Origin of the sequence: Megasphaera vaginalis (ex Bordigoni et al. 2020) (genome assembly GCF_900240295.1) — a bacterium.
GTDB lineage: Bacteria > Bacillota > Negativicutes > Veillonellales > Megasphaeraceae > Megasphaera > Megasphaera vaginalis.
The window spans coordinates 402,864-418,087 of record NZ_OEQB01000001.1; the positions used below are offsets into that span (position 1 = coordinate 402,864).

15 protein-coding genes are annotated in these 15,224 nt (G+C 51.7%); 3 read left to right on the forward strand and 12 right to left on the reverse strand.

The window, feature by feature from the left end; all coding sequences use genetic code 11:
- Nucleotides 1-90: 90 nt before the first annotated feature.
- A complete protein-coding gene (locus C0977_RS01960) occupies nucleotides 91-1,731 on the reverse strand; it encodes a nucleoside kinase (RefSeq protein ID WP_101912236.1) in 1,641 nt (546 codons plus the stop codon).
- A gap of 146 nt (nucleotides 1,732-1,877) precedes the next feature.
- Here C0977_RS01960 and C0977_RS01965 point away from each other — a divergent pair, with 146 nt between their 5' ends.
- Both C0977_RS01965 and C0977_RS01970 read left to right on the forward strand, forming a co-directional pair.
- Complete coding sequence (locus C0977_RS01965; RefSeq protein ID WP_101912237.1) at nucleotides 1,878-2,927, forward strand: hypothetical protein; 1,050 nt, start codon at nucleotides 1,878-1,880, stop codon at nucleotides 2,925-2,927.
- Between the two features lie 28 nt (nucleotides 2,928-2,955).
- The gene (locus C0977_RS01970) at nucleotides 2,956-3,519 is read left to right on the forward strand and encodes a TMEM165/GDT1 family protein (RefSeq protein ID WP_023054323.1); all 564 of its coding nucleotides are present in this window, start codon (nucleotides 2,956-2,958) and stop codon (nucleotides 3,517-3,519) included.
- Nucleotides 3,520-3,711: 192 nt separating this feature from the next.
- On the opposite strand, the gene C0977_RS01975 is transcribed toward C0977_RS01970, so the two are convergent.
- The 8 genes from C0977_RS01975 to C0977_RS02010 form a co-directional block, all read right to left on the reverse strand.
- A complete protein-coding gene (locus C0977_RS01975) occupies nucleotides 3,712-4,131 on the reverse strand; it encodes a SoxR reducing system RseC family protein (protein WP_023054364.1) in 420 nt (139 codons plus the stop codon).
- 105 nt (nucleotides 4,132-4,236) lie between these two features.
- On the reverse strand, nucleotides 4,237-4,695 hold the full coding sequence (locus C0977_RS01980; protein ID WP_023054290.1) for a SoxR reducing system RseC family protein: 459 nt from the start codon (nucleotides 4,693-4,695) through the stop codon (nucleotides 4,237-4,239).
- A gap of 132 nt (nucleotides 4,696-4,827) precedes the next feature.
- A complete protein-coding gene (locus C0977_RS01985) occupies nucleotides 4,828-6,912 on the reverse strand; it encodes a heavy metal translocating P-type ATPase (RefSeq protein WP_101912238.1) in 2,085 nt (694 codons plus the stop codon).
- Nucleotides 6,913-6,916: 4 nt separating this feature from the next.
- Nucleotides 6,917-7,531 carry an HMA2 domain-containing protein gene (locus tag C0977_RS01990; protein ID WP_101912239.1) on the reverse strand — a complete coding sequence of 205 codons (615 nt, stop codon included), beginning with the start codon at nucleotides 7,529-7,531 and terminating at the stop codon, nucleotides 6,917-6,919.
- Between the two features lie 2 nt (nucleotides 7,532-7,533).
- Nucleotides 7,534-7,815, reverse strand: a complete 282-nt coding sequence (locus tag C0977_RS11060; RefSeq protein ID WP_101912240.1) for an HMA2 domain-containing protein — start codon at nucleotides 7,813-7,815, stop codon at nucleotides 7,534-7,536.
- An 83-nt stretch (nucleotides 7,816-7,898) separates the two neighbouring features.
- Complete coding sequence (locus C0977_RS02000; RefSeq protein WP_036243144.1) at nucleotides 7,899-8,114, reverse strand: hypothetical protein; 216 nt, start codon at nucleotides 8,112-8,114, stop codon at nucleotides 7,899-7,901.
- Between the two features lie 205 nt (nucleotides 8,115-8,319).
- On the reverse strand, nucleotides 8,320-9,189 hold the full coding sequence (gene galU, locus C0977_RS02005; protein WP_101912241.1) for a UTP--glucose-1-phosphate uridylyltransferase GalU: 870 nt from the start codon (nucleotides 9,187-9,189) through the stop codon (nucleotides 8,320-8,322).
- A 25-nt stretch (nucleotides 9,190-9,214) separates the two neighbouring features.
- Nucleotides 9,215-10,951 (reverse strand): LPO_1073/Vpar_1526 family protein, encoded by a 1,737-nt coding sequence (locus tag C0977_RS02010; protein ID WP_101912242.1) that lies wholly within the window; start codon nucleotides 10,949-10,951, stop codon nucleotides 9,215-9,217.
- A gap of 265 nt (nucleotides 10,952-11,216) precedes the next feature.
- Here C0977_RS02010 and C0977_RS02015 point away from each other — a divergent pair, with 265 nt between their 5' ends.
- Nucleotides 11,217-11,879 (forward strand): HAD family hydrolase, encoded by a 663-nt coding sequence (locus C0977_RS02015; protein WP_101912243.1) that lies wholly within the window; start codon nucleotides 11,217-11,219, stop codon nucleotides 11,877-11,879.
- Between the two features lie 42 nt (nucleotides 11,880-11,921).
- On the opposite strand, the gene C0977_RS02020 is transcribed toward C0977_RS02015, so the two are convergent.
- From C0977_RS02020 to C0977_RS02030, 3 genes are all read right to left on the reverse strand, one after another.
- Nucleotides 11,922-13,094 (reverse strand): S-layer homology domain-containing protein, encoded by a 1,173-nt coding sequence (locus C0977_RS02020; protein WP_101912244.1) that lies wholly within the window; start codon nucleotides 13,092-13,094, stop codon nucleotides 11,922-11,924.
- Nucleotides 13,095-13,108: 14 nt separating this feature from the next.
- Nucleotides 13,109-14,140, reverse strand: coding sequence for an S-layer homology domain-containing protein (locus tag C0977_RS02025; protein WP_101912245.1), 1,032 nt, complete (start codon nucleotides 14,138-14,140; stop codon nucleotides 13,109-13,111).
- Nucleotides 14,141-14,233: 93 nt separating this feature from the next.
- The gene (locus tag C0977_RS02030; protein WP_234987537.1) at nucleotides 14,234-15,220 is read right to left on the reverse strand and encodes an asparaginase; all 987 of its coding nucleotides are present in this window, start codon (nucleotides 15,218-15,220) and stop codon (nucleotides 14,234-14,236) included.
- Nucleotides 15,221-15,224: the final 4 nt, after the last annotated feature.

A 15,224-nucleotide genomic window follows, 5' to 3' on the forward strand; every position in this document is an offset into this window, starting at 1 on the left:
GGCTGAAGCTGAAATGCAAACCACGAGACACTGCTGACACACAACTAGCCGGCAGCGATCCGATTCGCCGCCAAAACATCTGTTTGCCCGTTATCTGCCGATAAACTCACGAAGCCATGAATTTTCCGGCACCAAAGCGGCATCAAGAGGACGGAAAGGCCGGAGGAACTTCAGCAGCCGCTGCGCTTCGGCATAATGTTCGCTGTCCTGACCGATCATCTGCAACAGAGGCTCCGCATAGGTCTTGAGAACGGATATTTCATACGGTAGCGCCGTATTGAAGATCGAATCGGCATCTTCCTGATAAGGGTAAATATTCGCTTCTTCACCGCGACGCACATCGCTCCAAATTTCCATTGTCGCCTGCGGACCGCGATTGCGAAATTGATGATCCCGTACGATACGGCGCAAAATGCGCGTATCGGAAGTTGAGATGCGGTTGTGGTCATTAATCCGTATCTGCGTCAGCACGCCGAGAGAAATTTTCACCTTCTCGTAACGCGGCAGCATATATGTCAGCGAATCATTTAAAGCGTGCAAGCCTTCGACGACAATAGGCTGATCCGGTTCCAAACAGGTTTCCTCGTCATCAAAGAAGCGCTGTCCCGTGACGAAATCAAACCGCGCCAGACGAACGGGCCGGCCTTGCTGCAAGTCATCAATCTGCTTATTGAAAAGCGGTATGTTAATAGCCCGCAACGATTCAAAGTCATATGACCCGTCCGGATTTTTCGGCGTATCTTCCCGATTGTAAAAGTAATCGTCTAGCGAAACGGATACCGGCCGCAAACCGACAACGCGAAGCTGCGTTACCAGCCGTTTACAGAACGTCGTCTTCCCTGCCGAAGAGGGGCCGGCGATAAGGACGACTTTGATCTTCGGACGCTGTTCAACGATATAATCGGCAAGATGGCCTAATTTTTTTTCCTGCAGTGCTTCCGCCATATCGACGATAGCCTTGATCGTGCCGTCTTCAATGTATCGGTTCAAGTCGGATACGTATTCGCAGCGCACAATACGTCCCCACTCTTCCGCCTCCAAAAACAGACGCGCCATTTTAGGAATCTCCTTATACGGCGGCAGCGTATCGGGATCGCCGACGTGGGGATACTCGAGAATAACGCCCGGCGCATAGGAACGCAAATTGAAACATGTCACATATCCCATGCTCGGCAACAGCGGCCCCATGAAATAGTCAAAAGCCTGCCCGCATTGATAGGCCATGACATAATCCATCTCCACATGTTCCAAAAGCTCCGCTTCCCGTTCCATCTGTCGGTTCAGACACATGGTTCTTGCCGTTTCGGCGCTGACGACAACTTGTGTAATCGGTTCATCTTGCGCCGTGATTTCGCGCATCCGCGTCTTGATGGCATCGACATCTGCCGCCGTCACGGTATGTCCGATCTGCAATTCACAGTACAGTGCCTTCCGCAGGGCGTGCTTGACACAGACAATGCCGCGGGGATACAGATCGGAAACGGCGCGGGAAAGAAGAAATATCACGGTTCGCGCAATACACTGGTTGCCCTCAAGGGAGGCCATGGAAAACCATTCGACAGTACCGCTCTCCCTGACCGGGGTCTGCAGTCCGACAAAGTCATTGTTATATAAAGCCGCCGCCGTCCTCCACCGTTGCGGCTTACAACAGAGGCGTTCGATTTCCGCCAAAGTCATTCCCGCTTCAACTTGATATTCCTTTTGATTGCCCTTATCGTATAAAGTTACCATATCATGAATCCTTCCTGAATACAAGACATACTTAATAGGTAGTATTCGATATTCTGTCAGCCATTTCCTTTTTATTGCTCCAGTTTATTAAAATATGGTATAATTTGCCGTGTCTTTAGTTTTCTTTTATAAATCGAGGTACGCCTATGGCAAAACCGAAAAATCGCTTCTGGGATATAAAGCTGCTTGCCGCCTTATGTCTGTTCTTCCTTTGCTGCGCCGGCCTCTTTCTGTCTTACGACCGTTTGTACAGGGATACGCCTGATTACGCGGCAAGCCGGCTGGTCGCGGCAATACGGGAAAACGATCCGGACCGGGCGGCAGCGTATATGAACGGCGAGTCGCTGACGGCACAGTTTTTTGATGCCTTGACAAGCGAATACCAGGGCACGGCGGAACCGTCGGCTGCGGCCCGGCTGATCTGGCTGCCGCTGCGCACCGATTTCATTGCCACAGGCCGACAATGGATAAAGAATGAAACGGCGGGCCGAACAGACGACCAAGACGCCCTCGCCGTTTCACAAAAAATGGCCGGACAGATGCGGGAGCTGAACTTGCCCGTGCCGCTGACAAACTGGCACTGTACGGCTATGTCCTTCAGCCGCCCGTTAACGGAAACAACGGCGGAAATAACCTTTACGCTGCATAATGATGCCCTTGATCAGGACATTCTCTGCCCGACGATTTGGAAACGGAACGATCTCCATCGCTGGCAACTGCAGGAATTTTCGGACGCCCCGCTCCTTGTCCGCGATCTTCGCCGGGCCTACCGAACGGCGCTGGCGACATATAACGAAGACCAGCAGCGGCAAATCGATAAATTAGCCGGAGCAGAGGTCACGGCAGCAGCCTTGATCCGACAAGACGACAAAAACGCACCGACTTTCCTGCGCATTCAGTATGTGGCCCATTTTCCGTCAGGAACGGCTGCCCTCAGCAATGTTCGTGCCGTGTATACGCTGCGGCGCAGCAACGATGACACCATTCTTTACCGTACGGAAATGCATCTGTCCGCCGCTGATCCGGAACAGCCTCATACAAGCCAATTTTTGTTATCCCCCCTTGCGACGGCGCAGTTTTATCCCCTCGGACAAATGGTCATAAGCGATACGACAAGCACCATATCGGTCATCTCCGTCCGTTTGAAAGACGGTACGGTTCTGGCGAAAGAAACGCGCTTGCCAGTTGAATTATAATTTTCATGATGTCAGGAGCTTCCATCTTATGACTGCTTTCATAACTGCTTTACTCATGGTTGTCCTCGCCGAATTGGGCGATAAAACACAACTTTTAGCCATGGCTTTCGCAACACGATTCAATTGGAAAACCGTAATGGCCGCTATTACCGTCGCGACGATCGTCAACCATCTCTTTGCCATCCTCATAGGTGTCTACCTGAACAGCCTCATCCACATGGAGACGATAAAAATCATCGCTTCTCTGGCCTTTATCTTTTTCGGTTTGTGGACGATCCGCGGCGACACGCTCGACGGAGAAGATACGAAAGACCGGTTCAATCCTTTCTGGACCGTCGCCATTGCTTTTTTCGCCGCAGAAATGGGCGACAAAACGCAACTGGCAACGATCACCATCGCCGCACAATTCGGTCAGCTCGTACCGATTCTCTGCGGTACGACGTTGGGTATGGTCATTGCCGACGGTTTCGGCATTATTGCCGGCATCGTCCTTAACAAACATCTCCCGGCCAAGCAAATTCGCTACGTTGCCGCCGCCATTTTCATCCTGTGCGGCGTTGCCGGACTCACAGTGTCGTTCGGACTGGTTTGAAACAAAAGGCTGTCTGCCGTCGTGCAGACAGCCTTTTGTACGCCTTTGCGTTTCATCTCGCCCTTACCGAGTACGCATCAATTCGTGCGTTCACGCAAAAAGCGCCTCCTCTGTGCTGAACAACCCCGTCGTTCAGTGCAAAAGAAGCGCGCTTATCCCTCTGTTATCAATTCTTCCTGCAAATCGTCAGCCTTAATGACCGTGTATCTGGATGACCTTCGGTTTGACTTTATCATCGTTCGACAGAGACCGGTCAAACAACTTCACCCCGATCAATCCGACACAGAAACCGGCGATACCGCCGACGATCTCGGCCTGCACCGTATCAACGCTGCCGTTTTGCCCGGCCAAATACCCGAGAAACGCGCCGATCACCGCAACCAGAAGCGGCATGATGAAACAGACAAAGGCACCGACGACAATATTCGTTTCCCGCAATTCAAAAGATACATGCTGCCCCACTTTAGCGCCGACGGGATTCAACGCTTTGACAACAATATCATTGGCGCCGTCGCAAGCGCCGCAAGCGATGCAGTCGGAATGGCGGCCTACTTTTATTTCTGCCAACCCGTTATCAAGAAGAGAAATAATCGTTCCTTCTTCTACTTTCATAATAATCTTCTCCCTTCGTCAAAGAAGCACCTCTCCGAGGGCTGCTTTGCATTATAGCATACCTCACCATTACCTTCAACGGAAGCGCCGGCGACTGCAGTGATTTTACAATTCCGGCCGTTGCGGCTCCGGCGACTCGTATCCTTCCGGTAGTATCTCTACGATTCTAGCTTTATATTCATCCTTCCCGGACAGGGAACGTTCGAAGAGCTTGATACCAAAAACACCGGCAACCAACCCGATCAGAGCGCCGACTGCAGCACCCCGGCTCACCCCGAGAGCCAACATGTCTCCGACAGCCAGATCACCGAAAAAAGCGCCGGCCGCCGCCAGCAACAGCGGCATGATAAAGCAAATAAATGAGCTCATAACAATATTGCGATCGTCAACAAGAAAGCGAACATGCTGACCGGCGGCGGCACCGATCGGGTTCAACGCTTTAATCGTGATTTCCGGCGCGAACTGAGTCCCTTCATAAAAGGAGTACTCCGTATGCTGTCCGACTTTCACTTCGGCCAGGCCGCCGTTCAAGACGGATACGATGGTTCCTTTTTCAATTTTCATACTATCGATCCCCCTTCACAGAAAAAAACTTTTTTTCATTTATAGTATAGCACAAGGTCTCCGCTAAATCAATACCTATGAAGTATACTTTATGATAAAAAGAAGGGGAGAGCCTACACGCTCTCCCTTATCTTAACGGTTCCGGCGACGGGAATAGTTCAAGATCCGCACGCTGTTGAGAACGACAGCCAAGGTTGCCGTATTATGAATGACGGCCGCCCAAAGAGGGCTTATCTTTCCCAGTGCGCCCAGCATCATCGCTGCCGAGTTTACGGCAATAGTCGCCGTAAAGTTTTGATTAATGATCTGCATCGTCCTTCTGCCAATGCGCAACGCTTCATACAATTTTCCGGGGTCTTCCGAACGGATGGTAATAGCCGACGATTCAGCAGCGATGTCCGTCTTGCTGCCGCCGAGACTGACGCCGATATCGGCAAAGGCCAGCGCCGGTGCATCGTTGATCCCGTCACCGACCATCATTACATTGCCTCTCTTCTGCAGCTTCATGACATAATCAGCCTTATCTTCCGGCAATATTTCGGCATGATAGGAATCAATATCCATTTGCAGCGCTACTTCTGCCGCAGCTTCTTTGGAATCACCGGTCAACATGATAATTTCATCAACACCGAGACGACGCATTTGATTAAGCGTCTTCTTCATGGCCGGCCGTATCGGATCCTGAATGATCATGCTGCCGATATAGCTGCCGTTACGGGCTACGTAAAGACGATTTTTACCCCAATTCTTATGACGGATCTCCGGCAGACCGCTTACGCGTTCTTCTTCCATAAAGCGACGGCTGCCGACAAGCACCGTGCCGCCCGAAAAATCGGCAACGTCGGCAATAACGGCGCGCATGCCCCGGGCAACGACGGTTTCCGTCGCCACGTGAGGCGGCACGTCCCATTGGCGCTCTTTTACGTACCGTTGAATTGCTACTGCCAAAGGATGGACCGAATGCAGCTCCGCCGATGCCGCAAGGCGAATCATCTCTTCTTCCGCAACACCTTCAGCCAAATTAATATGCGCGATCTGCGGAACGCCTACGGTAATCGTCCCGGTCTTATCCAGGACGACGGTATCAATATCAGCCAGGTTTTCAATGTAGTTGCCGCCTTTGATCAAGATCCCCTGCCGCGCAGCGACGCCGATGGCGGCGGAAATCGCCGTCGCCGTCGACAATTTCAGACCGCAGGAAAAGTCGATGAACAGAAGATTGAGAACGCGTTGCCAATCTCTTGTGGCGCCATATACGATAGCGGCGCCGATAAAAGATACCGGAACAAGCATGTTCGCCATCCGATCCGCAAAATTCTGTACGGGAGCGCGCCGTGTCTGCGCCTCTTCAACTAAATGAACAACTTGCGCTAAAGACGTATCCTTACCGACTTTCTCTACGTGAACGACCAAGTCACCGGCTTCAATAACGCTGCCGGCGTAGACAAAAGATCCCCTTTGTTTGATCGCCGGATTGGACTCGCCTGTAATGGAAGCCTGATTCACGGCGGCGTCGCCACTGATAACGCGTCCGTCAACACAAATTTTTTCACCTAAATGAACGGCAATACGGTCGCCTGCCTGCAACGATTCCACCGGCACCTGCCGTTCCCGACCGTCTTCGATCAGCCACACTTCGCGCTGATCCAAATGCAGCAGTCCCGAGATTTGTTTCCGCGCCCGTTCGGCGGCATACTCTGTCAGCATTTCCGCACCGTTTGATAGCGCCAGCAGCGTCAGACTAGACTCCGGTCTTCCGGCCAATACAGATGCGGCAACGGCCGTCGCCGTCAACGTATCGGCATTGGCTCTGCCTTCCTGCCAAAGACCGGCAACTCCGTTCTTAATATAGCGGCGAGCAATCAACAGCGTAAATAAACGCCGCAAAAGCAACAGTTTGTCATACGAGGCAGGATCAAGCTTGTGAAGCATATTCATGATCACAAAACCGCCGACGGAAAGGATCGCCTCACGCCGGTAAGCAGCCGCATCCGGCTCCTGCTTCCCGACCGGTTTCGTTCCGAAAGATTTTTCGAATTGGCGAATAACCCCACTGACAGCCTGCAATCGGAGACCACTCCGGTAATAGATTCCGACCCCCTTATCCGTTACCGAAACGGCGGCAACGGCCTGCACACGCCGCAGCTGCGCCGCCAAAACAGGGCGAAGGCGAAGCGGTATTTCACGTTTCAGCGGCTGATGGCACAATCGATACATTCGTTCACCACCTCCGCAACAGGGACATGGCCCACCAAATCATCTGCGGACCGGAAGGCATCTGTCTTTCAAAAATCATCTTACGCAGCCCCCTGAGCAAAAAAAACAGCGACAGAAGAGAGCTCAGGTCAAAAGCGCGATCCGTGCGGCGAACGATGGAACGGCTGACGGAAGACGCCATCTGATGAGCCGTGTCCGCATACAAGGATCCTTGCACGATGCTTTCATTTTCCGGAACATTTCCAATCAATCCGTTTTTCGTGGCGGCAAAGATTTTTTCCGCCAATACCCGTTCAATGCGATCCAATACGGCTTCGTTGCCGGCATGTAAAAGAATGCTGCCCGTACGGGCCGAAGCTTCAACCTTTTGCACCCCCGAAAGACGCTGTAAATACGCCTCCAGCAAATTCTTCAAGGCCTCGTTCCCGACCAGGGCCGCCGCCCGATAACGGCGACGTCCCGAAAGGGCGCTTTCACAAAAAAAGCGGGGCAATGGTATCGGGTATTTCTCCGGTACCAGGCAGCCTTTACGCTCAGTCCCCCGTGTCTTGCCTCGAAAACACGAATGAAACGCTTTCCCTAATGAGGCGCCAAGCATAAATCCGGAAGTGTAAGACATAATTACCGACTCCTTTCCACGCGGTTTTTAAAATAATTTTCCATATACACGAGGTCGGCATTTTTCCGCAGAACGGCAGGATTATAGCTGATCAGAACGGAACCTGTCACCTTATTTACTTCGACAAGATCAATCTCCTTATACGACGCTATGCGCGTATATACAGCCTTGCATAAAATTGAATTGCCAATCAGAAACCGACTGTGCAGTCGAATACGCCCCGGAAGATAAGAAGAAACGATAAGAGATCGCAGAAAAAACTGCCATTGAAAAACGGAAAACATAAATGCACATACCCTCTTTTCCTCAACACGTATTTCCAAAAAAAGACTACCCCGAACGAGGCAGTCTTTCTTCCGATGTGATCTTATGCCTGAGCCGCTTCTTGGGCAGCGATCAGATCTTCCAATTCCTCTTTCTGACGTTGCAACTCAGCCAGCGGAATCGTTGCGGCAACGTTGCCGGCAGCCGGCTGCTGCAATGCCAACAACTGCTGTTCTCTTTCGGTGATCAATTTATACCCGAAAGCACCTGCCACAATCCCGACACCTAATCCGATCCAAAAATCACTGTTCTGAAACATTCTGGCCACCTCTTTTTTGAAAATAATTTTCATATCTTATAGTGAAAATTATAACTATTTTCATTTTATTTGTCAACTCCTCTTGCATATAAAAAAAGGCATAGACAACCTTTTTTTGTCTATGCCTTCCTTATATTAAGTTTTTACCATTACACGGACAGATAAACAGCGCTTCCGCACGTTATCTATCAAGTTATTACTATGTTCATTTAATAACAGTTCTTAAATACGCGCGAAAACGCTCTCCTAAATCCGGCCTGCGCAGAGCATACTCGACAGTTGCTTTTAAAAAGCCCAACTTGTCTCCGACATCATAGCGCTCTCCTTCAAAGCAATACGCATAAACCGCCTCACGGGCAGCCATGATCTGCAGCGCATCAGTAAGCTGCACTTCACCGCCCTTGCCGGGCCCGATACACCGCAGCGTTTCAAAAACATCAGGCGTGATGATGTATCTTCCCAAAACGGCCATGCGGCTGGGCGCTTCTTCTACGGCCGGTTTTTCCACCATATTCGTCACTTTTGTGACGGCCGGATTCCCGGTCGGTACCCCTTCAACAATGCCATAGGAAGACACTTTTTCAAGCGGCACTTCCTGACAGCCTAAAATCGTGGCGCCCAACTCATTATACAGATCAAGCATTTGCCCCAAAGCCGGATTCGTTTCGTTATAAACGATGTCATCGCCGAGAAGAACAGCAAAGGGTTCATCGTCGATAAAAGATCGCGCGCAAAGGATTGCGTCGCCAAGGCCGCGCATATGTTTTTGCCGAACATAATGGATATTGATCTCCGAAATATTGCGGATAAGTCTCAGCAGATCCCTTTTGCCCTTTTCCTCCAAATGCATCTCCAACGCCGGATTGGTGTCGAAATGATCCTCAATCGCCCGCTTCGCGTGACCGCTGATGATCAAAATTTCTTCAATGCCGCTTTGCAGCGCTTCTTCTACAATGTATTGAATCGTCGGTTTATCGACAATCGGAAGCATTTCCTTAGGCGTCGCTTTTGTAGCCGGTAAAAATCGGGTCCCGAAACCGGCCGCGGGAATAACGGCTTTGCGTATTTTCTTCATTAGTCTTGGCTCCTCCTTGTTCCGCTTACTCGAACCATCGCGACAAATCGAACTCTTCACCGACGACCTGTTTTACATAGCCTTGCGCCAAATAAAGCCCCAAGAGTGACAACGTCGAAACACGCAGCATTGTGCTGTCCCAAATGTCGCTGAGATCTGCCAGTACGGGAGAAATATCTTCCATAATATCCAGCGCTTCTTCGCCGCGGAAGGACGCCGGCCGTTTATGAGCCAAGCGGAGCAAACGTTCCTGAACCGACCGATCCGTAATACCGGTAAGCCGGAAGAATCGTGCCGACATCACATCGTCGACCAGTGCCAACTTGATCAGCGGCGAATTAAAGGACTGGACGACAAACTCTTTCGGAATTTGTTTACCGTGCAACGCTTTCCGCAGTTCTTCTTCCGTAAAACCGTGATAGCGAAAAAGCAACGGGTAGGAATCGGCTAAAATTTCAGCAAAATGCGTTTCTTTTTCTTCCACTGCCGTACAATTCAGGTAATCAAGCTGTTGAAAATAAGGTCGTTCCGTCGGGAACCGATTGATAACAGGCATGACATATTTGTCTATATATTGAACGAACGTTTCTTTATCGACATTATGAGAATTGCGGGAGTACAGGAAAAGCAACAGCATCGACAAAATCTGATAATGGCTCCGCGACAGATACGGCATAACTTTCAACGCATCCATCGCTACCAGGTGCCGCGTTTCCGTCTGCGGCCGACAAACGATATCATAAAATGCTCGCAGCAGGACCGGCGCTACATAATCTTCCGGGTGAGCGGCGTAAGCTTTTTGAATGTTGCGCAGCGCCTCTTGGGCGTCAAAAGAACGCATCGCCTCGGTACGATCCGTCTCCGACCGGCAACCGATCCGTTCAAATGCGGCTGCAGTAATATACTGCACCTGTTTCGTCAGATCTTCGGTAACAAACCCGTATTGATTTAAAAAAGTCTTGACGCAAAGTGCAATAACCGGTGAATCCCGGAGCGGCTCTTTTCTCCACGCCGCCTTGTCGCTGTCGTCACTGCTGTGCGCGGCAACTCGCTGTATGACTGCCGCGTCTGCCGCTGCACGCCGTTCCGTTCCGGCCGCATCGACATGAACGGGTTTCATGCTCCGCGTCTTGTCCAAGTCACGCTTTTTAGCGCCGGAATCCGTAATGTGCACGGCCGACAACGGTTCCATCGGTTGGGTGAACGGAAGTTTTTCCGCCTCTTTTTCAGCCAAATCGGCAGCAACGACAGAGGCCATGCCTGCCAATTCGTCAGACTCGCCATGACTCCGTTTTTCTCTGCGGAGCTCACCGAGTTCCGCCTTCTGAATTGCCGCTTCTTCTTTATCTTTCTTCTCCATTGCCGCCAAAATCTCCGACCGCGACAAGATCTTCGTCGCATCCGCTTCGGTTCCGGCAGGGTGCGACGCAGCCGGTACTTCCTGATAGACGATCTTACCGCCTTTTCGTACGGCTTCGCCTTTCGTCGTAACGAAAGCCGTTTCCTTCGGATCTTCTTGCCGTTCCCTGCGGTTGTCTCTGGTGAGTTTCGTTACCGGAGCCGTATTTCCTCTGTCCAATTCCCGCACGGAAAGGGATCGTTTCTGCTCAAGTTCACGCTGCTCCGCAAAAGACTGATTATTTTTCTTTTGCCGTCCGCCCTTCTTATCACCGCTCTTACCGCCTGCATAAAGAATATAACATACGATAAAAAAGATAACGACTATGCCCGCCAAAATAGCATAGGGTAAAAATTTTGCCATCAAACCCACTCCTTCATCGCTTCCTTCACGTTTACGTTTTATTGTATCATACTAACCATCTATTGTGTATCTTTATTCGTTTATATTTACGCATTCTTTTAATAAGGCGTCCGCCGGTACCGGCATGAAGCAAAAAGCATCGGTTTACACGGCTGTTCCGAATTTCGCCATGTAAGTAACCGGATCGAACGACGGCATATATCGTCACCGCATTTTCGACAAAACAGAAAAACCTGTTTATAATGGGAAACGAGGAGGCTATATCATGAATAAATTACGTTACAAAGCGGCAATTTTCGATATGGACGGTACCGTATTGGACACATTGGATGAATTGACGATCAGTTTAAATCATATTTTTGCTGTCCGCGGCAGAATGGCCGTATCGAAAGAGGACGTACGCCAATGCCTCGGCTACGGCTACGCAGGCTTAATTGAGCGCACGGCCTCCGATGCCGGCGCCGCTGAAAAAGAAGCCTTAATTCACGCTTTCAAGGAATATTACACCAGCCACTGTCAGGGCCACACCTATCCGTACGCGGGCATCGCGGAAATGCTGGAGCAACTGAAAGCCGCCGGTTCTCTGAACGCCATCGTTTCCAACAAGGGACAACGTGCCGTAACGGCATTGCACGAAGAGTTCTTCAGCAACACCGTCGCCTTTGCCCTCGGTGAAACGCCGAATCTGGCCAAAAAACCGGCGCCGGATATGATCCGGGAAGCCCTGCGCCGCCTTGACTGCCGTCCCGATGAAGCCGTCTATATCGGCGACTCGGAGGTGGATAAACTAACGGCGGACAATGCCGGCCTGCCTGTCGTTCTCGTTACTTGGGGATTCCGGGACAGATCCTTCCTGCAACGGCTGCGGCCTGCGGCACTCGCCGACGCGCCCGATGAACTTCTCACCTATTTATTGCCGCCTTCGTAAGACGGCCGAAAAAAATCCCTCAGGTTAACCTGAGGGATTTCCTTATTCAATCAGCTTCTTTTCATAGATATAAATAGCCTTGGATGCGGCTCGATCCAAAAGCGGCGAATATAGGGGAACGTCATCTTTTCTGCCTGCCGTCTCTACGGCGGAAACAGCGTTGATATTCCCTTTCTGCAGTAACAGCTGTGCAGCAACTTGCCGGTGAAGCGACGTCGGATGCCGCAGATCTTCGACGCGAACCGCAGTCGTACCGATCTCTTTCTGCAGCGCCGCTACAAAAGACTGTTCCATCGGCTGCCGCGTCATCACGACGATCTGCTCGGCCCGATAATCCGGCATAACGCCGACATAATCCCCTGCGGCGATTTGACTGGCGGCCAGCTTTTCGGCGCTCGTCATGAGTTGAAGGTAATCATTGTGCGAAAGAGTGGCGCTGCGAACGACGACTGCGCCGGGATGAGATACGGCGGCCTGCAGATGCGCTTTAACATAACGCCCCTGCTGCTTCCCTGCAAGCCCCAAAACCAAGGTGTCATCATCCCAATACAACGTACCGTATCGATAATAGTTCGGCAACGAACCGTATACGGCGCAAATAGCCTGAATGGCTTCTTTTTCCGTTTGCACATGCGAAATGTACGTGCCGTCGTTTTTCAGCAGACGGAAAAAAATTTCGGCACCTTCACCGCGCGTCACCGTCTTGTTCGGATTAAAAAAGCCGTCTGCCGGGACCATGATGCCCTTGTTGTGCAAAAGTTGCACGGCAGGCAAAAAGGAAGGTCCGATTTCCTTTTCATCAGCATAAGGGGGCGCCTGTCCATCCGCCTCCGCCAATCGCTCATAGGCAAGATATCGGGCAAGGATGCCTGCCAATTCTTCGCGCGTAACGAATTCATCAGGACGAAAACCGTTCCCGCCATCCTGCATAATACCTGCCTGCGCTACTTGTGCCATCGCCTGCTCGCCACTCCCCCCTTCCGTTACGGGCAAGTTAGCGACCTGACATAGCAACTGCACCAAATCGCCGCGTGTCAGCGGCTCTTCCGGATGAAATAACGTCCCTTGAACAAAGGGCAGATACTGGCCGTCATACAAATACGCCACAGCCGTTCGCAGCGCCGGTGCCGACAGATCCGTATACGGCACCTGTGCAGCCGCTGAAAAGGCGGACAAAAAAGCAGTAAAAATCCCTGCGAGGATCTTAACATTCATACATGGCCGCTCCTTTACTGAATGATAATGCGCAAGGCATTGCCGAGAGCCTCATTTAAGTGCTGCTGCGTTTCCGGCGAAACGGAATGAACGGTCAGGACCACCTTTTCATTGAGATAATCGACATCGGTCTTTACAAAGCCGTCAGCCCCTTCACTCTGCTTGTACACTTTTTCGGCTTCTGCCATCAGATTTTTATACTCCGTATAGCTGTACGTTGACTGCCGTACATACACCGTATCAACCGGCAAAGCCGTATCGGTCCGGATGATTTCCGCCAATTTATCTCTGTCTGCCTTCGTTTTGGCTCCTAGATACAACTTATTGCCCTGCCAGTACATGATGCCGTCTTGGGAAAACCGCTTGACAGATCCGTACGCCTTCGTTACATCGGCAAACACCAACGTTTCCACAGCACGCTGATCGGTGACGGTCTGCTGGCCGCCCGTCAGGATACGATAGAGCACATTGACAGCTTCGCCGCGCGTAACATACGCCTTCGGCTGAAACAGATTGTCGGTGCCTTTCATGTATCCTGCAGCCGCCAAGGTATCCACCGCTTTTTTGGCCCAAGAGGAAATCTGCGCTTCGTCTTTATAGGGAACGGCCGATTCCTGGGCGCCCAATCCTTTATAGTTCATGTAGTTATAGGCCAAAACGGCAAATTCTTCACGCGTAATCTTCTGTTCAGGCCGGAACGTGTTGTCGCTGTAACCGCGCATAATCTGTTTGTCGACCATAGCGTTGACGGCATGTTCCGACCAACGTCCCCGCACATCGGTGAATAAATGCTGACCGGCAGCCTGGGAATCGCCGATAACATTATTTAAGATAGCCGCGACGCCTTCGCGAGTCACTTCGTCATTCGGCCGAAATTCGCCGTTAAAACCGCTGACATAGTGCTTATCATAAAAATATTGAATCGCCGTTTTGCCCCAATAGTTATCGATATCCTTTAACGCCGGCGCCGTATTGACGGCAAAGGCGGTCGATCCCAAAACGGCGGCCATAAGCGCCGTCGCAACTGCTGCCGTATATTTTTTCATCTTTATCGCTCCTATCCGAAAAACAAACTGCTGCACAGTAATTTCTTGATTCATTGTATCACAGGCCATAAGCCAGTACAAGAACGGGGCCGTTCAATAAGCGCTGAAAAACGCCTCGATCGCCGCCTGATCCCGCGTCTGCATCAACGCCGCCTGAAGCAGGATCTTCGCCTTCTGCGGCGTCAGCGTATCAGCACAGATGATCCCTTCTTCAGCCGTTGCCGTTGAAACCATGCCGCCTAAAACCCGCGAGGCTCTGACGATAATGACGCCCCTCTTCACGGCCCGCTCCAGCGCCGGCCCGACATAGTCCGGATTTTTGCCGCAGCCGAGTCCCGCCAAGACCAGCCCCTGCACACCGGCAGCAACGGCGCAGTCGACAAGGGCGGCCGCCATGCCGACATGACCGTACAGGATCCACACCGGCGGCAGCACTGACGCCGGTGTGCAGGAAAACACGGATTGATACGTATGAAGCCGCTGCGGCGCCTGGTAGAAAACGGGCACGCCGTCTTGAATCAGGCCGACGATCCCATGCTGTCTGCTGGTAAAAGCCTGTACGTGTGTCGTATCCGTCTTTTCCACGAAACGAGCCGCGCAAATGGTTCCGTTCATGGCAACGAGAACACCATATCGGCCGGCTTCTGCACACGCCGCGAGACGCACGGCTTCCAGGAGATTTAAAGGGCCGTCGGGACTGATCGCCGTCGCCGGCCTCATGGCACCAGTCAAGATGACAGGTTTATCGGTATGAACCATGAGGTTGAGAAAATACGCCGTTTCTTCCAATGTATCCGTCCCGTGTGTAATCACGATGCCGTCGACATCGTCGCACCGGGATAAGGCTTCCGTCCTCGCAGCCAACTTCAACCAAAGCGCTTCGGTCATGTTCGAACTGTCGATATTGCTGAATTGTTCCCCTGTCGTCCGTGCCGCCTCCTGCACCTGAGGCACGGACGACAGCAAGTCCTCGATCGATATGGCGCCGGCCGTATACCCGATCAGCTCCGCCGCCGTATCGGCCCTGCCGGCGATCGTACCGCCGCAGGCAATAATATGGACATGTTTCTTGATTATCATCGTG